This is a genomic window from Myxococcus guangdongensis (genome assembly GCF_024198255.1).
Classification (GTDB): domain Bacteria; phylum Myxococcota; class Myxococcia; order Myxococcales; family Myxococcaceae; genus Myxococcus; species Myxococcus guangdongensis.
In genome coordinates this window covers 469,099-487,824 of the sequence record NZ_JAJVKW010000004.1, presented here as the reverse complement: position 1 = coordinate 487,824, position 18,726 = coordinate 469,099, and the positions used below count along the sequence as shown (strand labels likewise).

The following is an 18,726-nucleotide window of genomic DNA, read 5'->3' as shown; positions in this document are numbered from 1 at the left end:
ATCTTCTCCACGCTCCGGGAGAGAAACCCTCCATGGCCGATACCGATTGGAAGCGACTCCAGAAGCTCAATGGCAGCGACGCCATCCGGCGCGCTGACCCACAGTTCGATTCGAAGGATGAGGTCTGGTTCTATTCGGAGGACTTCGAGCTGCGAGTCTGGAGCGCGGGGACGCTCTACAAGCGGGATGAGCAGGCGGTGACGTTCACCGCGCCCGTGACGGCGCGGCACGTGCTGTACCGGGGAGGTTGGCTCCTCTATGTCGATGTGACGGTGCGCGGGGACAAGGCCACCGTTCGCCGTGGCACGTTGAACGGGCACAGCCACGTCGCGCTCGTCGACGCCTCCGGAGTGGAGGCGCTGCTCGCGCGCTACCGGAGCATGGGCTTCCGTGACGGAACCCCCTGGAACGCGACGTCGAAGAAGGTGCTCGAGCGCCAGTACCGCAAGGAGGAGACGAAGGCCTGGTCCATGACCGTCGATGGGAACCACACCATCGAGGAGCGCAAGGAGAAGGCCCACGCGAGCTGGGAGGCGGCCGTCGCCTACGCGGAGAAGCGCGTCCGCGCGCAGGAGAAGGCCGGCTTCGTGCAGTACAACCAGGAGCTCTGGCCCGCGAAGCACCCCAATCCCGAGCCCAAGCCCGCGAAGGGCGCGCCCAAACGGCCCAAGCCGCCCAAGGGCACGAAGTTCCCGAAGCCCAAGGACGCCTTCGAGGCCGTGGACATCGCCGTGGCGATGCTCAAGGACCTCCATGAGCGATTCCCCTCGGGGCACTTCATCACGGAGCTGGTCGACGCGAAGAAGGACAAGAAGCGCATCGAGTCCGCCGAGGAGCATGTGTCGTTCTTCGTGCGCCACCACAAGCTGCGCCTCGGACAGTGGCTGAAGGCGAAGCCGCTCAAGCCCAAGAAGAAGGAGTCGAGCTGGGATTACTTCCTGCGCGTCTATGGGTCCGCCACGTGGATCCTCGCCACGAACGCCTCCGAGGACCTGCCGGGTTTCTACTGCGGCAACGTCACCGGGGGTGGCTGGAGCTGTCTGGAGATCTCCGCTGACGTCTACGACATCGGCAATCTGGTGGACGCCACGGGCAACGATGAGCTGGAGGACCTCGAGCCCTTCCACGGCGGCTGGGATATCAACCGGTCCTTCGCCTTCGACAACCGCGCGTCGAACGCCGCCGGGGAGCGGGCCATCGTCCCGTTCGACGAGAACACCTCCGACATGCCGAAGAAGACGCCGGTCAGCCGCATCCAGCCGTTCGGGCTGTGGATGCACCAGCGCGTCTCGCAGATGACGCGCATCGCTGAACGCAACCTGCGCGACCTGATGTAGGGCCCGCCAATCAGGCCGTGCGTTTCCGGGCCGGCTTCTTCGACGCGGTCTTCTTGCTCGAGGGAGCCGGCTTCTTCTTCGCCGCCGTGGCCTCCATCTTCTTGCGCGCCTCTGTCTTCTCCCCCTTGCGCAGCGCGAGGACCGCGGCGATCCACTCCGGCGCGTAGCTGGACGTGCAGCCCTTTGGAATGGGCCTCGGATCCCAACGGCCCAGTCGCTCACCAATGGCGATGGCCTCGTCGCGGTGCTCCGGCAGGTGGAGGCCGATCCAGACGAGGCAGAAGTTGAGGCCTTCCTGCACGCGGTACGGCGCCTTCGGCAGCTCCCTCTCGATGCGAGCGAGCGTCGCCCCGACCTCGAGGTCCTTCGCCAGTCCCGCCGAAATCCGTCCCGCGAGGAGCTTCCAGCCCGCGCGCCGTGGCAACTCCTGATCGCCATCCCTCCAGCGCTTCTCCAGCGCCCCGGCGACCGGCGACTTCACGAGCACCCGCCCGACCAGCTCATCCACCAGCAGCGGCAGGGTGAGTGGCTCGAGCAGCTCACGGGCCGCCTTCTCCGTGAGAGCGTCCGGCTCGAGCACCATGCAAGCGAGGAGGCGGGCCTCGTGGTTTCCCGTGGCCCAGAGCTCCAGTCCCATCGCGTGGTTCTGTCCCACCTCGCCCGCGAGCGCGCGAAGCTTCCCCATCAGCACGCCGAACACGTTTTCCCCGGCGCCGTCGCGCACATAGCGCTCACGCACCCTCGGGTCGCCGGCCGCTTCGAGCGCCTTCATCACCTGGGACCGCGTCATCTGCCTCGGCACCTGTGTGTCTCCTTCGTGGGAACCCCAGCTCACCGCGAACTCCATCACAACGCGGACATGGGGCCCCTCGCAAAAGCCGTTTCGCGCCCCTGTCACGGCGGACCGCGCCGCAGTCTCCCACCCGGAGTCCCGAGCAGGCGCACGCTCGCTCCCCGGGTATCCGGACACCCAAATCGCCTGGAAAGTCGGGAAGTTGAGGGACCGGGCAAGCGCGTGTTACGACCGTTCCCGGCCATTCTCCCCTCATCATCCCTGGCCCCCGGAGCCGGCCTTCCATGAGCGAGCGCAACGACATCCCGCGACCCCCTGTCACGGCCGCCCCTCCTCCGTCCGCTGTCGTGCCCGGCAAGACGGGCCCCTCCGCCACGGAGGCGCTCGCCCAGTCCGTTCAGGCCGCGCCCCAGGCGGCGCCCACGCCGAGCATGGAGGACGAGGCCCGCGAGCGCATCGCCTCGCTCGAGCGCGAGGCCCGGACGCTCAGCGCCACGGACGCCACCACGGCCGCGCAGCTCTTCCACGAGGTCGGCCTGCTCTGGGAAGAGCCGCTCAAGAATCCGCGCAACGCGGCCGTCGCGTTCCAGAACGCGTACAAGCTCGCGCCGCGCTACCTGGTCAACATCCGCGCCGCGCGCCGCCTCTTCGCGGACGTCGGCAACTGGCAGATGGTCATCCAGCTGCTCGACGCGGAGCTGTCCGCCACCGACGACGCGCGCCACCAGGCCGCGCTCCTGTTCGAGAAGGGCATCGTCCTCCAGGAGCGCCTGTCCCGCGACGAGGAGTCCGCCGCGTGCCTGCGCCAGTGCCTGGAGCGCCGCCCCACCGACGTGGTGGTCCTCACGCAGCTCGAGTCCGTCTACGCCGCGCGCAATGACGCCGCCGCGCTGGTGGAGGTCTACCGGCTCCTGGCCGCCACCATGCAGCAGCCGTCGCTGCGCGCGCACTACCTGACCTCCGCGGGCCTGCTGCTCGAGGAGCGCCTCAAGCAGCGCGAGCCCGCCGCGTCGCTCCTGCGCGAGGCCTTCGCCCTGGACCGCGCGGACGCGCTGCTGCTCGCCGCGCTCAAGCGCGTCGCCGAGCGCGAGGGCCGCACCGAGGAGCTGCTCGAGGCGCTCACGGCGGAGGCCGCCCTGTTGGGGCCCCAGGCCGCGCCGGCCTATCTGCAGATCGCCAAGGTCCACGAGCGACTGGGCCAGAAGGGCGAGGCCCTGGCCGCGCTCCTGGATGGACGCCACGCGGCGCCCAATGACCCGCTCATCCTCAGCGAGCTGGCTGGCATCTACGAGACGCAGGGCCGCTTCGAGGAGCTGGCGGACGTGCTGCTCGCGCGCGTGGGCTCGCTCAACGACGAGAGCGAGCTGGTGGCCACCAACCTGCGGCTGGCCGCGCTGTACGAGGAGGTCCTCAAGCGCGAGGTGGACGCGGCGGCGCGCTATCAGGCCATCGTCGCGCGCATCCCCGGTCACTCGGCGGCGCTCGCGGGCCTGGGCAAGCTGTACTACCGGATGCAGAACTGGGAGGGGCTGGTCTCCGTCTTCGACGCGGAGGTCGCCGCCGCCGAGGACGCCAAGCAGAAGGCCGCGCGCATGTACAAGGCCGCGGAGATCCTCGAGGAGCGGCTGGGACGGCAGGAGGACGCCATCTCCCGCTACAACTCCTGCCTCCAGCTGCAGCCCGGTTACCTGCCCGCGCAGAAGGCCCTCACCCGCCTCTACGAGCGCCAGGGCCGCTTCGCGGAGCTGGTGGCGATGTTCGAGCAGGACCTGCTCCAGACGTCGGACCGGGATCAGCTCATCACCACGCTCAACAAGATGGCCGGGGTGTACGAGGACAGGCTGGGAGACCTGGACCACGCCATCGAGTGCATGAAGCGCATCCTCGACCTGGCGTCGGACCACCTGCCCACCATCCGCAACCTGGCGCGGTTGTATGAGCGCGCGCAGCGCTTCCGTGAGCTGCTGGAGACGCATGACCTGGAGGCGTCGCTCGCGGGCGACACCAAGCAGGTGCTGTCGCTGCTCCACCGCAACGCGGAGATCCTCGACGAGAACCTGAAGGACCGCGCGGGCGCCATCTCCGCGTACGAGCGGGTGCTGGCGCTGTCCCCGTCGTACCTCCCCGCGCTCAAGGCCCTGGGCCGGCTATACGCGCAGGACGGCCGCTGGGAGAAGCTGGTGGACATGTACCGGGCGGAGTCGGAGAGCTCGCAGTCCACCGAGCAGGCCGCCGCGCTCATCTACAAGATTGGTGAGCTGTACGAGCAGCGCCTGTCGCGCGAGGACGACGCCATCGCCTCGTACCAGGAGGCGCTGATGCTGGCGCCCAGCTACTTCCCCGCGCTGCGCGCGCTGGCCCGCATCTACCGCGCCCAGGGCGCGTGGGAGAGCCTGGTCGCGATGCTGCGCGAGGAGGCCGCCAACCGCACGGACCCGCTGGAGCGGGCCAACGCGCTGTTCCAGGCCGCGGTCATCTGGGAGGAGGCGCTGCGCCGCCCGGACCTGGCCATCGAGACCTACCAGGAGGTGCTGCGGCTGACGCCGGGCCACGCCGCCACGCTGCGCGCGCTGGAGCGGCTGTTCCTGTCGCAGGACAACGTCAAGGAGCTGGTCGCCATCCTGGACCGCGAGACGCAGGTGGGCAACACGCCCGCGGCCAAGGTGACGGCGTACCTGAAGCTGGCGCGGCTGTACCTGGACCGCTTCCAGGAGCCCTCGCGCGCGGCGCTGTGCTGCGAGGCCGTGCTCGGCCTGGACGCGGGCAACCTCACCGCCCTCACCCTGCTGGAGCGCATCCGCGCGTCGGACCGTCCGCGCCGCGCGGAGCTGCGGCAGCGCATCGCCGAGCGGGTGAACGACCCTCGCCTGGCCACCGCGCTGCGGCTGTCCGCCGTGGTGGACCTGGACAAGGGCCCCGCGGAGGGCACGCTGGAGGCGTACAAGCGCGCCTTCGAGGCGGACCCGGGTGACGCGCGGCTCGCGTTCGCGCTGGAGCGCTCGCTCAAGCTGGCCGGGGACGTGTCGGGCCTGGCCCGGCTGTACACGCTGCGGCTGGCGCACGCGCGCGACGCGGACGAGGCGCTGGAGATGCTGCTGCGCACGGCCGAGCTCGCGGAGACGCGCTTCGGGGACCTGGAGCGCGCGGCGGCCCTCTACAAGCAGGCGCTGGAGCTGCAGCCGCAGTGCATCCCGGCGCTCCAGGGCACCCGTCGCGTGGCGATGCGGCGCGGAGACGCGGCCGAGGCCCGCTCGGCGCTGGAGGCCGAGGCGCGGCTGAGCAAGGACCCGCGCGGCGCCATCGACGCGTTCATCGGCGCGGCGCGGCTGGCGTCGCTCATCCAGAAGGACACCGACGGCGCGGCGGCGCTCTACAAGCAGGCGCTGGAGAGAGACCCGCTGCACCCGGCCGCGCAGGCGGGCCTGGAGGAGCTGCTGGCGCACCGGGGCGGCTCGGCGGACCTGGCCGCGCTGCACGAGCGGCGCGCCGAGGCGAAGCTCGCGCAGAAGGACCACGTCGCCGCGGCCACGGGCTTCGTGAGCGCGGCGCGGCTGCACCACGGGGCGCTGGGAGACAAGCCGCGCGCGGTGGCGCTGCTGGAGAAGGCGCTGTCGGCGCAGCCGGGCCACATCGAGGCGCTGGAGCTGCGCGCCTCCCTGCTCCTGGAGGCCCAGCAGTACGCGGAGGCCGCCGCCATGCTGACCCAGCGCGTGCAGCTGGGTGGGGACGTGCGCACGCTCGCGCCCTTCCACCTCACGCTGGGCACGCTGTACCAGACGCACCTGAACGACGCGACGCGCGCCATCGCGTATCTGATGACGGTGCTCGCCTCGCAGCCCCGGCACCAGGAGGCGCTGGAGCGGCTGTCCACGCTGCACACGCAGGCGCGCAACTACGCGGGCGCGGTGGACTGCCTGCACAAGCTCTTGCAGCAGGAGCTGTCCCCGGACGCCCGCGCGCGCTTCACGCTGGAGCTGGCGCGCACGTATGACGAGGGCCTGGGTGACGCGGCCGCGGCCACGCCGCTGTACCGCCGCGCGCTGGAGCTGTCGCCGGGCGACACCACGCTCATCGACAAGCTGGTGACGCTGTACGAGCGCGCGCGGAACCTGCCGGAGCTGGCGCAGCTGTTGGAGGCCCAGGCCTCCGCGTCCACGGACCCGCGCCGCGCGAGCGCGCTGCGGATTCGCGTGGCGGAGCTGTACGCGGGCGCCCTGTCCGAGCCCGCCCGCGCCACCGGGTTGTACCGCCAGGTGGTGGACGCGGACGGCGCCAATCTCACGGCCCGCTTCGCGCTGGCCGGGCTGTACGCGCGCGACACGTCGTCCGTGCCGATGGCCATCGAGGAGCACAAGCAGATCCTCCGCCAGGACCCGACGCGGGTGGACAGCCTGCATGCGCTGTTCAAGCTCTGGGAGGGCCTCAAGCAGCTGGACAAGGCGTTCTGCGTGGCGTCGGTGCTCCAGTTCCTGCGCTCGACGAACGAGGTGGAGCTGGCCTTCTACACGGAGGGCCGCGCGCGGCTGGCGCAGGAGGCTCGCGAGGCGCTGACGTCGACGGACGTGGACACGGTGCTGATGCATCCGGGCGTCCGGGGTCCGCTGCTGGAGGTGCTGCGAGCGATGGGGGACCAGCTGGAGAAGGTCTACCCACCGAGCTTCGACATCGTCGGCGTCAACCCGAAGACGGACAAGCTCAAGCCGGACAGCGCGGTGTACAAGGCCGTGCGCACGGTGGCGCAGGTGTTCGGCGTGGAGGAGTTCGACGCGTACCAGGCGCGGCGCGGGCTCACGGTGCTGGAGACGACCGAGCCCATGTCGGTGTGCATCGGCCAGGACGTGGTGCGGCGCTTCAACGCGCGCGAGCAGAAGTTCCTCCTGGGCCGCGCGGCGCTGGGCCTGCTCAACAAGGCGGCCGTGCTGGAGAAGCTGTCGCAGGGCGAGACGGCGGACCTGTTCGGCAACGCCATCCGCATCCACGCGCAGAACTTCTCCGCGCTGGGCCGGCGCAACGACGAGGCGGTGAAGCAGCTGCGCAAGGCGTTCTCCCGCAAGGCCATCAAGGCGCTGGAGGTGCCCGCGCTGTCGCTGGGTGACGTGCAGAAGCTGGAGCTGGCGCCGTGGCTGGACGCGCTGGACTACTCGGCGGACCGCGCGGGTCTGCTGATGGCCGGCGACGTGTCCGTGGGCCTGGGCATGGTGCTGCGCGAGGACCCGAACTTCGCGGGCGCGAAGCTGGACTCTGCCGAGCCGGTGATTCAGGCCGTGCGCGAGGGTGAGCGGCTGCGCACCCTGGTGTCCTGGTCCTTCACCGACGACTTCTTCCGGCTGCGCCAGCGGCTGGGGCTGTCGCTGTAGTTTCGCCGGGCGCGGCGGGGGGCTTCGTCACTCCCGCCGCAGCACCGCGCCGTCGGGCAGGCCGCCGATGATGCGCGCGACGGCCTCCTCCACGGGGCCTCGCTCGCCGGCCTCGACGGTGATCTTCACCCGGTAGTCCTTGGCCGGGTCGAACTCCGGATACGAGCCGATGGCCACGTGCGGCATGTTCAGCGCCACGTGGTCCAGCACGGCCGCGATTTCGCTCTCGCCCAGCCGCAGGAACAGGTTCTGGAGCACCACCGGGGTGCCGCTCAGGCGCGCGAGCACCGTCTCCAGCTGCATCCGGAAGAGCTGCGGCACGCCGGGCAGCAGGTAGATGTCCCCCACCGTCAGCACCGGGTACCACGTGCCCGCCTGGGGCAGCAGCACGGCGCCCTCGGGTGCGTCGGCCAGGCGCATGCCCTCCGGCGTCACCTTGCCCTCGGGAGCACGCGCCTCGATGAGCGACACCATCTCCGGCAGGCGCACCACGGACTTGCCCAGCGCCAGCGCCACGGCGCGCACCGTGACGTCGTCGTGGGTGGGGCCGATGCCGCCGCTGGTGAACACATAGCGCGCGCGCTGCCGCGCCCGGTTCATCGCGTCCACGATGGCGTCCACGTCGTCCAGGATGGTCTCCACCGAACGCAGGGGGATGCCCACCTCGCGCAGCCTCTTGATGAGGTGCGGACCGTTCTGGTCCTGGACCTTCGCCGTCAGGACCTCATTGCCGATGATGATCGCCGCCGCGCCCGTGCGCTCCATGGAGCGGCGGACTCTACCGCAACGGCTCGGATTTCCGTGGCGCGAGTCGGGGGGACTGTCCGCCATGTCCGAATTCAAAAGGGCCCGGCCTCCCCCGCGGGGCTGGGGCGCACCGGACCACGGGGGCCTCTGGCCCCCGGCTCCCTCAGCGCTTACGGCCGAGCAGCTTGCGAATCTGGACCAGCGAGGCCTGCGTCACCGCCTCGATGCCCTGCTCACCGTCGATGTGGACGATGCGCTCCTTCTTCGCGCGGCGGCGGATGGCGGCCAGGTACTGCTTCGCGATGCGCCGCTGCGCCTCGTCCGCCTCGAACAGCTCCGCCGCCCCACCCCGCGCCGCACGTCGCTTCGCGGCGACTTCCGGCGCCACGCCCACGAACAGCGTCAGGTCCGGCGACACGGCGTAATCGTTCACCTGCTCCACCCAGCCCATGGGCAGGGACGCGCCCTGATAGGCCAGCGAGGACAACACGTACCTGTCGCACAGGACGAGCTTCCCCTCCTCCAGCGCCGGCAGCACGCGCGCCGCGAGGTGGTCCGTGCGGTCCGCCGCGAAGAGCAGCGCCAGCGTCTGGGGCGTCAGCGGCCCCGCGCCCTGGGGCAGGCCCAGGCGGCCCGTGAGGGCCTGGCGGATCAGCGTCCCCACCGGGCCATCCGAGGGCTCCCGCGTGGTGAGCACCCCATGGCCCTCCGCGCGCAGGGCGGCCGCCAGCCGCTCCGCCTGCGTGGTGGTGCCGGCGCCGTCCAATCCCTCCAGGACGATGAAGCGGCCCCGACGGGAGACCTTGCGCGCCGCGCTCACTGGGGCAGCAGCGCCGAGGGATCATCCAGCCGGAGCTGGCTGCGCAGCTCCAGCATCGTCTGGTAGCGCTGAAGCTCGTCCGCCAGCACCCGGCGTCCCAGCACGTAGCGGCGGAAGGCGTACCCCAGCAGCACCACCGCCAGCAGGGCCACGCCCCACGCGAGCAGCGGCGTGCGCAGGGAGTCGTAGAACAGCTTGCCCGCCGCCCCACCGAACATGAGGGCCACCATGGTGGCCACCCCGGTGTGGGCGAAGTGGGTGGTGCTCTGGCGGACGGACAGGCTCTCCTGGAGCTGGTCGAGCCGCGTCCTCAAGTCCTGGGTGTTGGCGCTCATCTCGGAACCGGACACCCTACAGCAGGCTGTTCCACGCGTCGAGTCATCGTCCCTGGGGACTCCAACCTTCCAGGTCGCACAGGATTCCACCCACACCACAACGGCCAGTCGAGAGAGCGCCCGTGGAAGACCTACTCCGGCCCATCATCCGGGCGCACGCCGGGTGGCGGGTTGGCTTGCCAGCCCCGGACCTAGACGCTACATGCGCCTGCACATGCAGACCCGCGAGCGGACCGAAGCCACCATGAGCCACGACGCCAAGCTCTCCTCCATCGAGGATGCCATCCAGGACATCCGCGACGGCAAGTTCGTCATCGTCGCGGACGACGAGGACCGCGAGAACGAGGGCGACCTCATCATGGCGGCGGAGAAGGTGACGCCCGAGCACCTGGCCTTCATGGTGCGTCACACCAGCGGCATCGTCTGCATGCCCATGCTGGCGGACCGGCTGGACGCGCTGCGGCTGCCGCAGATGGTGTCGGACAACACCGAATCCCACCGCACGGCCTTCACGGTGTCCGTGGACTACCGGCACGGGACGACCACGGGCGTGTCCGCGGCGGACCGCGCGAAGACCATCCTGGCGCTGGCGGACCCGGAGAGCCAGGCCAACGACTTCCTGCGCCCCGGGCACATCTTCCCGCTGCGCTACCGCGAGGGCGGCGTGCTGCGCCGCGCGGGCCACACCGAGGCCACCGTGGACCTGTCCCGGCTGGCGGGCCTGGGCCCCTCGGGCATCCTGTGCGAGCTGGTGAAGGACGACGGCACGATGATGCGGATGCCGGACCTCCAGGCCTTCGCGCTCGAGCACAAGCTGCGCGTCATCACCATCGCGGACCTCATCGAGTACCGCCGCCGCAAGGACCGGCTGGTGCGCCGCGAGCCGGGCCAGCACACCGTCACCACCCGCTACGGCGACTTCACCGCGCTCACGTACACGTGGCTGCCCGACGGCGCCAAGTCGCTGGTGCTGGTGAAGGGAGACCCCGCCTCCCGCCCGAGCGCCCTGGTGCGCCTGCATGCGGCCTGCACGATGGGCGACGTGTTCGGCTCGCCGACGTGCAACTGCAACGCGCTGCTGGATCAGTCGCTGGCCCGCATCGCCCGCGAGGGCAGCGGCGTCCTGGTGTACCTGCCCGGCATGCACGGGGACGACTTCGGCATCCACCACAAGCGCAACACGGACGGCAGCGCCGACCTGCGCCGCGGGCCGCAAGAGACGCGGGATTTGGGCATGGGCTGCCAGATCCTCAATGACCTGAACGTGCGCACGCTGCAGGTGATGACCAACACGGACATCACCTACCGGGGCCTCGCGGGCTTCGGGCTCACCATCGACAAGCGCGTCCCGCTGCTCGCGGACTGACTCGCGCCTCGCCGTGCCCGAGGGCGGCGGCTCCCCGTGAGGTGAGCCCCGCCCTGCCCGTCCCTGCTCGCGCCGTCAGCCCAGGTCCGACAGGGCCGAGCGCACCGCGTCGAGGTTTGCGGGCAACTGCACCGGAGGATTCGCATGGCGGCTGGTGACGTCCGCGAGCGTGCCCCGGTGGTAGCCCACCTTGAAGTCCGCGAACTTCAGCCCGTGGGCGGTGGACACCACCGCCACGCGCGAGCCCTTCGCGATGACACCCTGGGCCACGAGCTTCTCCAGCGCCGCGAGCGCAACCCCCGTCTGGGGACAGGTGAAGGTCCCTTCGCGGTCCGCGCGCGCGGCGGCGTTGGCCAATTCCGACTCCGTCGCCTCCTCCACCACGCCATCGAAGGCCTTCAGGATTCGCACCGCGCGGCGGAAGGACACCGGGTTGCCAATCTGGATGGCGGACGCCAGCGTGCTCTCGGCCTGCATGGGCTGCAGTTCCTGGAAGCCGCCCCGGAAGGCGCGGGCCAGCGGGTTGGCGCGCTGCGCCTGCGCCACGGCGATGCGCGGCCTGCGGGTGATGAGCCCCAGTTCCAGCATCAGCTCGAAGCCCTTGCCCAGGGCGCTGGCGTTGCCCAGGTTGCCGCCCGGAATCACCACCCAGTCCGGTGGCTCCCAGCCCAGGTCCTGGCACAGCTCCACGGCGACCATCTTCTGTCCCTCGATGCGCAGCGAGTTCATCGAGTTGGCCAGGTACAGGCCCGTGTCCGCCGTCACCGCCTGCACCAGGCGCATGCAGCCGTCGAAGTCCGTGTCGAGCGACAGCACGCGCGCGCCATTCGCGATGGGCTGCACCAGCTGCGCGAGGGAGACCTTGTCGCGCGGCAGGAAGACCACCGCGGGAATCCCCGCCGCCGCGCAGTAGGCCGACAGCGCCGCGGAGGTGTCACCCGTGGACGCGCACGCCACGGCGCGCAGGGGCACGCCCCGGGCCCGCATGTGCTTCACGGCGGACACGAGCACCGTCATGCCCCAGTCCTTGAAGCTGCCCGTCGGCGAGACGCCGCACTCCTTCAACTCCAACGCCGACAGCCCCAGCTCGGACGCCATGCGCGGCAGGGGCTTGAGCGGAACACGGCCCTCCCCCAGCGAGACGATGTCCTCCACGGGGAGCTGCGGGTAGGCCCACTCGCGCTTGCCCCACACGCCGGAGCCGTCCGGCAGACGGGATGAACCGAAGCGCGACTCGAAGCGCCGCTTCCACTCCGCCGCGGGCACCGAGCGCAGGGCGGCCACGTCGTGACGCACCTCCAGCAAGCCCTCGCAGCGCGGGCAGCGATAGACGACGTCCAGGAGCGAGGCTCGGAAGTCGCAGCCCTCGCTGCACGCGTACTCCGCCTTGAAGCCGGACTCCGAGGCGCTCATGTCTTCTCCTGCAGGCGCGTGCCGCACTCGGAGCAGGCCCGACCCGGGCGGCCCCGGGTGTGGCACGAGGGGCAGGCCATCCAGTCGTCACCGTCCGCGCCCGGCTTCCCGGCCACCACGGCGGGCGCCACGCGCGCTCGAGGCAGCCGCATGCCGCAGTTGTCGCAGAGCAGCCCCTGCGCCTGCACGTTGCGGCAGTAGCGGCAGACCACGGCGCCCAGCGGGGCCGCGGTGCGCACGCCATCATCCGGCGCGCGGCCGGTGTCCAGCTCCGGGAGCACCGCCACCGGCAAGTCCCCCGTGGGCGCCGAGCGCGTCAGCTCCAGGTCCTGCACCACCTGCGGCGGCAGGTCCGGCCCGCTGCGCAGGCGCGTGATGTCCAGCTCCGGCAGTGGCTGCGCGTTCACCGCGTCACGGCCCCCCGCGTGCGGCGTCAGCTCCAGCTCAGGCAGCGGGGCCACCGGGGGCGTCGCGGCCACGGCGGTCACCGGGAAGCGCTTCCCACAGACATCGCACTCGGTGCCTTCGGGCTGTACGTGGTCGCAGACCGGACAGATGATCATGATGCCGGGACGTTAGCGGGCGGCCACGTTCGGGGGCAACGCGACTTCTCGGCCCTTGGTGGCTTCCAGGCATCCGGGCGGACCGCTCCCCTCTCGGGCGCATCAAGGCTGGGGGAGCCCCGTCGGCCCCGTCAGGGGGACGAACCGCACGGGCAACAAGGACTCCACCCGGGGGAGCTGCCCCGGCTCCTTGGCCCGATGGATGAGCAGCAGCTGCTGGGTCCCCTCGAGCGGCCCGACGGGGACCACCATCCGGCCCCCACGTCGCAGCTGGGCGAGCAGCGAGGAAGGGACCTCGGACGGCGCGGCGGTGACCATGATGGCGTCGAACGGCGCCTGCTCCAGCCAGCCCTCGGCGCCGTTGCCCTGGCGGAAGTACACGTTCTCGAAGCCCAGACGGTGGAGCCGCTCGCGCGCCGAGCGGGCGAGCTCCGGGATGATCTCCACCGTGAACACCTCGCGGCACAACAGCGACAGCAGCGCCGTCTGGTAGCCGGAGCCCGTGCCTATCTCCAGCACCCGCTCGTGCCCCTCCAGGCGCAGCGCCTGCGTCATGAACGCCACGACATAGGGCTGGCTGATGGTCTGTCCGTGGCCGATGGGCAGCGGCGCGTCGACGCCCGCCTCCGAGCGCGAGTGCTCCGCCACGAACTCCGCCCGGCTCAGCCTCCCGATGCCCTCGAGCACACGGGGGTCATGGATGCCCTGTCGAGACAGGTACTCGGCGCGGTCCAGGTCTCCCATTCCTGAAGCCTAACCACACCTGGCGCTCGCAGCAGCGGGAGGGTCCGGCGGCCCTCAGGCCCTCGCGGGAATTTCCCCGGCGGCGCGCTATCCAAGACAACGCCCCCACCCTACGCTCGCGCGATGGCCGAGCCGGCGTTCATCTTCGGGAGAGTCGAATCCCCAGGCGGTCTCCAACCTCCGCCCACGCGTCTTCCGTTCGTCCAGGGAATCGTGCTGCTGCTGCTGGCGCTCGTCGGCGGGTACCTGCTCCTCGGCCTCCGGACGGCGACATCCGAGCTGGCCCCCTCGGAGGCGCTCAGCCCTCGGCGCGCGTTGCTCACGGGGACGTTGGTGTGTGGCGTCTGGGGCGCGGTCCGCCTGCGGCGCTCGCTGCGGCTGCGCGCCTTCGCGAGGGAGCACCGCACCGAGCCCTGGCTGTGGGACCACCCCTGGACCCAGCAGACGGTGGCGCCCCAGCTCGCGACCGGCCCGCTCCCGCGTCCCATCCTCGGTGGGCTCGTCATCGTGGGGCTGCTCGGCGCCTTCTGGCACCTCGCCCCCGAAGTCCTGAGCCCCCATGCGCCCCAGCAGCAGCGGCTCGGCGGTGGATTCATGCTGCTTGCCCTGACGACCTGCGGGCTCTACACGACCTGGCGCTTCCTGCTGCGAGCCTTCTATCGCCGCTGGAAGGCACGCCGCGTCTTCGGGCGCGTGAGCCTGCGACTGCCACAGGTTCCCCTGTCGTTGGGAAGCCAGGACACGGTGGAGCTGTTGCCGGAGCACGACGTCCCGTCGCTGCATTCGCTCACGGTCACCCTCCGACGCACGCACCAGGTGACCCGCACCAAGGGCACGGGCAAGAGCCAGCGGCGCATCACCACCCGCACCATCCAACACGAGCACCGGCAGGAGCTCGACTTCGAGGGGCTGCGCGCCGACCGTCCCTTGAAGATTCCGCTCACGTTCCTGGTCACCGACGCGCGCTCCTCCACCTGGCGACAATCGGACGAGGAGGTCTCCTGGGAGCTCGAGGTGTGGGGCATCACCGAGCAGGGCAAGCGATTGGCGATGAATTTCCGGCTCCCGGTGTACGTCACGGCCGCCACCCGCCTCTAGCGCGGAGACTCCCATGCTGACACCCCTGCTCCTGCTGCTCACGGCCGCGCCTCCGGACGCCGCTGCCCTCCGCGCCCAGGCCCAGAAGGCCTACGACGCGAAGCAGTTCGCCAAGGCCTGTCCCCTGTTCGAGAAGCTCACGAAGCTGTCACCCCAGGACGGCGCCGCGTGGTCGGACCTGTCCCTGTGCCTGTTCCGCGCGAAGAAGAAGCCCGCGGCCTTCGACGCCGCGCGCCACGCCGTGCGCTGGGGTGATGAGAAGACGCGCAAGAACACCTACTTCAACCTGGACAAGTTCGGCGGCGGCGACCGGGTGTTCACGCGAGAGGGGTACGACGCGGCCTGCGAGAAGGCCCAGCTCCCGGAGTGCGCGGAGACAGCGTGGCTCTGCCCCGACCGATACGCCGACCTCTATCGGACGTCGGGCTCTACCTCGGGCGGTGCCTACAGCGCGGAGTATCTGTGCTCCACGCCCCAAGGCTCGGACCCGGAGGGATGCACCCTCATCGACCTGGGCTTCACGCAGGACACCTTCGCGGGCAACTCGGACGAGAGTCCCGGCATCTTCACGTTCAAGTCCTGCAACATCGTCGCGGTGGACCCCTGCACGCGCAGGCTCGGACTCACCTGCAGCGAGGGCGAGGGCGTCCTGGGTGGAGAGACGGGACGGAAGACCACGAGCGAGCGCAAGTGGGGGGAGGAGCGTGACTACGAGCCGCTCCCGAAGCCCGCGAGTCCCGATGCGGGGCCCTGACGCACGCTACCCCACCCGCGCGAGCGCGAGCCGGCCTTCCCACCGCTCCTCGAGCGCCTTCACCAGCCCCTGGTGCTCGGGGGACTTCATGTCCGGGTCCCTGGTGAGGATGCGCCGGGCCTCGGCCTGCGCCATGGAGAGCAAGTCGCCGTCCCGCACGAGGTTCGCCACCGCCAGCTCCGGCAGGCCGCTCTGCCGCGTGCCGAGGAACTCGCCCGGCCCGCGGATCTCCAGGTCCTTCTCCGCGATGACGAAGCCGTCGCTGCTGGCCTCCATCACCGCCAGCCGCTCGGTGGACTCCCACGAGCGCGCGCTGCTCGCCACCAGGTAGCAGTAGCTGGCCGCGGCGCCACGTCCCACGCGCCCACGAAGCTGGTGGAGCTGGGACAGACCGAAGCGCTCCGCAGCCTCCACCACCATCACCGACGCGTTGGGCACGTCCACGCCGACCTCCACCACGGTGGTGCACACGAGGACGTGCAGCCGCTTCTCGCGGAAGTCCTCCATCACCGCGTCCTTCTCCTCCGCCTTCATCCGCCCGTGCAGCAGGCCCACCTTCGCCTGGGGGAACGCCGCCCGGAGCTTCTCCGCGCCGCGCGTCGCGTCCTCCAGGTCCAGCTTCTCCGACTCCTCCACCAGCGGATACACGACGTAGGCCTGATGGCCCTTGGCGAGCTCCGAGGCGATGGACTCGTAGACGCGCGCGCGTTGCTTGTCGTTGAACACGCGCGTGTTGATGGGCGTGCGGCCCGGCGGGAGCTGGTCGATGATGGAGAGGTCCAGGTCCCCATACAGCGTCATGGCCAGCGTGCGCGGGATGGGCGTGGCCGTCATCACCAGCACGTCCGGCTTGGGGCCCTTGCTCATCAGCGAGTGACGCTGGAGCACGCCGAAGCGGTGCTGCTCGTCGATGACCACCAGGCCCAGCTTGTCGAAGGACATGTCCTGCTGGATGAGCGCGTGCGTGCCCACGGCCAGGTGGATGTCGCCCCGAGCCACGGCGTCGCGCACCTGACGCTTGGCCTTCGCCGTGCCGGACGCGCTCACCAGCCCCACCTGGAAGCCGAGCGGGCCGAGCACCTTGCGGAAGTTGCGCTCGTGCTGCTCCGCCAGGATTTCGGTGGGGGCCATCACCGCGACCTGGTAGCCGGCCTGCAGCGCCACCATCGCGGCGACCATGGCCACCGCCGTCTTGCCGCTGCCCACGTCGCCCTGCACCAGCCGGTTCATCGGCTCCTCGCGAGCCATGTCCCTTGCGAGCTCCTCCACCACGCGAGACTGGGCCCCCGTGAGCTGGAAGGGCAGCGCCGCGCGCGCCGTGTCCATCCGCGTGGGGGACACATCGAACGCGATGCCCAGCTCCGCCTTGACGCCCTGGCGCTTGAGCGCCATGCCGAGCTGGAGGAAGAACAGCTCGTCGAACGCGAGCCGACGGTGGGCCGGGCTCTGGTGCACGTCCAGCGCCTCCAGGTCGGCCGAGTCCGGCGGGAAGTGGATGAAGCGCAGCGCCTCCGGCAGCGGCATCAGCTCCAGGCGACGGCGCAGCTCCTGGGGCAGCGGGTCCTCGAGCTCGTGCGCGTACTGCTCACCGACGCGCGAGGCCAGCTCTCGGAAGGAGCGCTGCTCGCCGCGCTCGAAGCCCGGGTACACCGGGACGATGCGGTTGAAGTGCACGGAGCCGGCGGAGTCCAGGTCCTCGGCGGGCTCGATCTCCGGGTGCGCCATCTCGCGCCCGCTCATCGTCGCCCGCACCTCGCCGGAGAGGACGATGCGCTTGCCCACGGTGAAGCGGCTCTTGAGCCAGGGGCCGGCGTTGAAGTACGTGGCGGCGATGCTGCCCGAGCGGTCTCCCACCACCGCGCGGAACATCCGTCGCCCCTGCTTTCCGGGCACGAAGTCGGCGACCTTGACGATGCCCACCGTGACGCCGCGCGCGCCCGGCTCCAGTTCGGCGATGGTGAGCAGTCGCCTGCGGTCCTCGTAGCAACGCGGCAGCAGGAAGAGGATGTCGCCCATCCGCCGCAGGCCCTTCTTGTCCAATGCGGAGATGAGCCGGGGCCCCAGCCGCTTGCCCAGCGTCTTGAGCGGCGAGGACAGCGGCCCCGAGCGCGGCGCGATGGACAACAGCTTCGCCTCGGAGCGGGAGGCTTCCGCGGCCACGGCGCGCTTCTTCTTGCGCTGCTCCTTCTCCTTGCGCGCCTTGGCCGGAGACGTGCTCGCGGGGCCCGTGTCGATGGCCGTCTGACGGGCCGGACGTCCGTCGGCGCGCGGCGCCGAGGGCGTGCCAGGACGCGCGAGGCCCGCCTGGGCTCCGTACGAAGTGCGGGGAGCGGGCCCCATCTCCGCGGTCCCGGTGCGGGGCGCCGCGGTCTTCGCCCGAGGCGACGTCGGCAAGGGCTCGTTCGACTTCCACGGTGGAATCTGGACGTAGCCCGGAGGCGGCGCGCCCGGCCCACCATCGCCCGAGGTCCGCACGCGTGCGCCACCCACCGCGGGGCCGAGCTGTCCCTCCTGCGCCCGGCCCACGTTCGGATTGGAGCGAGGCGCGCGTGCCGTATCGGCTCCGCCGCGCGGCCACTCGCCCGACGCCGGGGGACGCGCGCCTGACGCCTCACCACGAGGCTCCGACTGCGGCATCTTTCGCGGCGAGTTCGCATCCCCCGAAGAGGTACGTCGTGCACTCGCCGCATCACCACGAGGCTCCGACTGCGGCATCTTTCGCGGCGAGTTCGCATCCCCCGAAGAGGTACGTCGTGCACTCGCCGCATCACCACGAGGCTCCGACTGCGGCATCCCTCGCGGCGAGTTCGCATCCCCCGCAGGGGTACGCCGTGCACTCGCCGCATCACCACGAGGCTCCGACGCAGGCATCCCTCGCGGCGAGTTCGACTCGCTCAACGTGGTACCCCGCGCACCGGAGGCCTGACGGAGAGGCTCCGGCGCCTCTCGCGACGACCTGCCTTCGCGAAGCGGCGGCATGGACTCCGACACACGCTGCCCCTCGCCGCGAGCGCCCCCGGTCCCACGCGGCTCTTGCCCCGCGTCCGAGGTCCCCTCCCCGCTCGCGAGCCCCTTCAGCTCCGCCGGCAGCGCGACGCCGCTGAGCTTCAGCCCCGCGACGACCCGTCGCAGCGCGGCCTTGCGGCGCTGGGGCGTGGGGTGGTCCACATCCGGCAGCGCCGCGCGCAGGTGTCCCAGCGCCTCGGCGCTCACGCCACTGGCTCCGGCCAGCGCGCGCTCCAGGACGGGCGTCAGCCCCTTCACCGTCGCGAGCATGGCGAAGTCGCGCTGACACGCGTAGCGAAGGGGCCCTACAAGACTGGCGAGCGGATGGTTCACGCGTGAGTCACGTCCATCCATCCTACGGAACGGGGGTGACGTCTCCCAGAAAACGCGACC

Annotated in this window: 13 protein-coding genes; 5 read left to right on the top strand and 8 right to left on the bottom strand. The window is 71.0% G+C overall.

Annotation, left to right across the window (positions count from 1 at the left end; all coding sequences use genetic code 11):
• The first annotated feature begins 32 nt into the window (after nt 1–32).
• The gene (locus tag LXT21_RS15400) at nt 33–1,337 is read left to right on the top strand and encodes a hypothetical protein (RefSeq protein ID WP_254038887.1); all 1,305 of its coding nucleotides are present in this window, start codon (nt 33–35) and stop codon (nt 1,335–1,337) included.
• A 10-nt stretch (nt 1,338–1,347) separates the two neighbouring features.
• On the opposite strand, the gene LXT21_RS15395 is transcribed toward LXT21_RS15400, so the two are convergent.
• The gene (locus LXT21_RS15395; protein WP_254038886.1) at nt 1,348–2,127 is read right to left on the bottom strand and encodes a DNA alkylation repair protein; all 780 of its coding nucleotides are present in this window, start codon (nt 2,125–2,127) and stop codon (nt 1,348–1,350) included.
• 287 nt (nt 2,128–2,414) lie between these two features.
• On the opposite strand from LXT21_RS15395, the gene LXT21_RS15390 reads away from it, so the two are divergent.
• Nucleotides 2,415–7,487 (top strand): UDP-N-acetylglucosamine--peptide N-acetylglucosaminyltransferase SPINDLY family protein, encoded by a 5,073-nt coding sequence (locus LXT21_RS15390; protein ID WP_254038885.1) that lies wholly within the window; start codon nt 2,415–2,417, stop codon nt 7,485–7,487.
• Nucleotides 7,488–7,514: 27 nt separating this feature from the next.
• Here the strand turns inward: LXT21_RS15390 and LXT21_RS15385 are convergent, their stop codons facing one another.
• From LXT21_RS15385 to LXT21_RS15375, 3 genes are all read right to left on the bottom strand, one after another.
• A complete protein-coding gene (locus LXT21_RS15385; RefSeq protein ID WP_254038884.1) occupies nt 7,515–8,252 on the bottom strand; it encodes a competence/damage-inducible protein A in 738 nt (245 codons plus the stop codon).
• 145 nt (nt 8,253–8,397) lie between these two features.
• Nucleotides 8,398–9,054, bottom strand: coding sequence for a dTMP kinase (gene tmk, locus LXT21_RS15380; protein WP_254038883.1), 657 nt, complete (start codon nt 9,052–9,054; stop codon nt 8,398–8,400).
• The gene (locus LXT21_RS15375) at nt 9,051–9,389 is read right to left on the bottom strand and encodes a hypothetical protein (RefSeq protein ID WP_254038882.1); all 339 of its coding nucleotides are present in this window, start codon (nt 9,387–9,389) and stop codon (nt 9,051–9,053) included. The genes tmk and LXT21_RS15375 overlap by 4 nt, the downstream gene beginning before the upstream one ends.
• 214 nt (nt 9,390–9,603) lie before the next feature.
• On the opposite strand from LXT21_RS15375, the gene ribB reads away from it, so the two are divergent.
• Nucleotides 9,604–10,755, top strand: a complete 1,152-nt coding sequence (ribB, locus tag LXT21_RS15370; protein ID WP_323394567.1) for a 3,4-dihydroxy-2-butanone-4-phosphate synthase — start codon at nt 9,604–9,606, stop codon at nt 10,753–10,755.
• A gap of 75 nt (nt 10,756–10,830) precedes the next feature.
• Here the strand turns inward: ribB and thrC are convergent, their stop codons facing one another.
• The 3 genes from thrC to LXT21_RS15355 all read right to left on the bottom strand — a co-directional run bounded on the left by thrC (nt 10,831) and on the right by LXT21_RS15355 (nt 13,475).
• Nucleotides 10,831–12,168: a threonine synthase gene (gene thrC / locus LXT21_RS15365; RefSeq protein WP_254038880.1), complete on the bottom strand. Its 1,338-nt coding sequence runs from the start codon at nt 12,166–12,168 to the stop codon at nt 10,831–10,833.
• A complete protein-coding gene (locus LXT21_RS15360; RefSeq protein ID WP_254038879.1) occupies nt 12,165–12,731 on the bottom strand; it encodes a hypothetical protein in 567 nt (188 codons plus the stop codon). The genes thrC and LXT21_RS15360 overlap by 4 nt, the downstream gene beginning before the upstream one ends.
• Nucleotides 12,732–12,833: 102 nt before the next feature.
• Nucleotides 12,834–13,475, bottom strand: coding sequence for a protein-L-isoaspartate(D-aspartate) O-methyltransferase (locus LXT21_RS15355; protein WP_254038878.1), 642 nt, complete (start codon nt 13,473–13,475; stop codon nt 12,834–12,836).
• A 213-nt stretch (nt 13,476–13,688) separates the two neighbouring features.
• Here LXT21_RS15355 and LXT21_RS15350 point away from each other — a divergent pair, with 213 nt between their 5' ends.
• Both LXT21_RS15350 and LXT21_RS15345 read left to right on the top strand, forming a co-directional pair.
• Complete coding sequence (locus tag LXT21_RS15350; protein ID WP_254038877.1) at nt 13,689–14,573, top strand: hypothetical protein; 885 nt, start codon at nt 13,689–13,691, stop codon at nt 14,571–14,573.
• Nucleotides 14,574–14,586: 13 nt separating this feature from the next.
• Nucleotides 14,587–15,327, top strand: a complete 741-nt coding sequence (locus tag LXT21_RS15345; protein ID WP_254038876.1) for a tetratricopeptide repeat protein — start codon at nt 14,587–14,589, stop codon at nt 15,325–15,327.
• A 6-nt stretch (nt 15,328–15,333) separates the two neighbouring features.
• Here LXT21_RS15345 and recG read toward each other — a convergent pair whose 3' ends face one another.
• Nucleotides 15,334–18,666 (bottom strand): ATP-dependent DNA helicase RecG, encoded by a 3,333-nt coding sequence (recG, locus tag LXT21_RS15340; RefSeq protein ID WP_254038875.1) that lies wholly within the window; start codon nt 18,664–18,666, stop codon nt 15,334–15,336.
• Nucleotides 18,667–18,726: the final 60 nt, after the last annotated feature.

What these genes read in the sequence shown, in the direction of transcription:
- LXT21_RS15375 (WP_254038882.1), bottom strand. Translation starts at nt 9,389, where the DNA reads ATGAGCGCCAACACCCAGGACTTGAGGACGCGGCTCGACCAGCTCCAG.
- ribB (WP_323394567.1), top strand. Translation starts at nt 9,604, where the DNA reads ATGCAGACCCGCGAGCGGACCGAAGCCACCATGAGCCACGACGCCAAG.
- LXT21_RS15355 (WP_254038878.1), bottom strand. Translation starts at nt 13,475, where the DNA reads ATGGGAGACCTGGACCGCGCCGAGTACCTGTCTCGACAGGGCATCCAT.
- LXT21_RS15385 (WP_254038884.1), bottom strand. Translation starts at nt 8,252, where the DNA reads ATGGAGCGCACGGGCGCGGCGGCGATCATCATCGGCAATGAGGTCCTG.
- LXT21_RS15345 (WP_254038876.1), top strand. Translation starts at nt 14,587, where the DNA reads ATGCTGACACCCCTGCTCCTGCTGCTCACGGCCGCGCCTCCGGACGCC.
- LXT21_RS15390 (WP_254038885.1), top strand. Translation starts at nt 2,415, where the DNA reads ATGAGCGAGCGCAACGACATCCCGCGACCCCCTGTCACGGCCGCCCCT.
- LXT21_RS15395 (WP_254038886.1), bottom strand. Translation starts at nt 2,127, where the DNA reads ATGACGCGGTCCCAGGTGATGAAGGCGCTCGAAGCGGCCGGCGACCCG.
- thrC (WP_254038880.1), bottom strand. Translation starts at nt 12,168, where the DNA reads ATGAGCGCCTCGGAGTCCGGCTTCAAGGCGGAGTACGCGTGCAGCGAG.
- LXT21_RS15400 (WP_254038887.1), top strand. Translation starts at nt 33, where the DNA reads ATGGCCGATACCGATTGGAAGCGACTCCAGAAGCTCAATGGCAGCGAC.
- LXT21_RS15360 (WP_254038879.1), bottom strand. Translation starts at nt 12,731, where the DNA reads ATGATCATCTGTCCGGTCTGCGACCACGTACAGCCCGAAGGCACCGAG.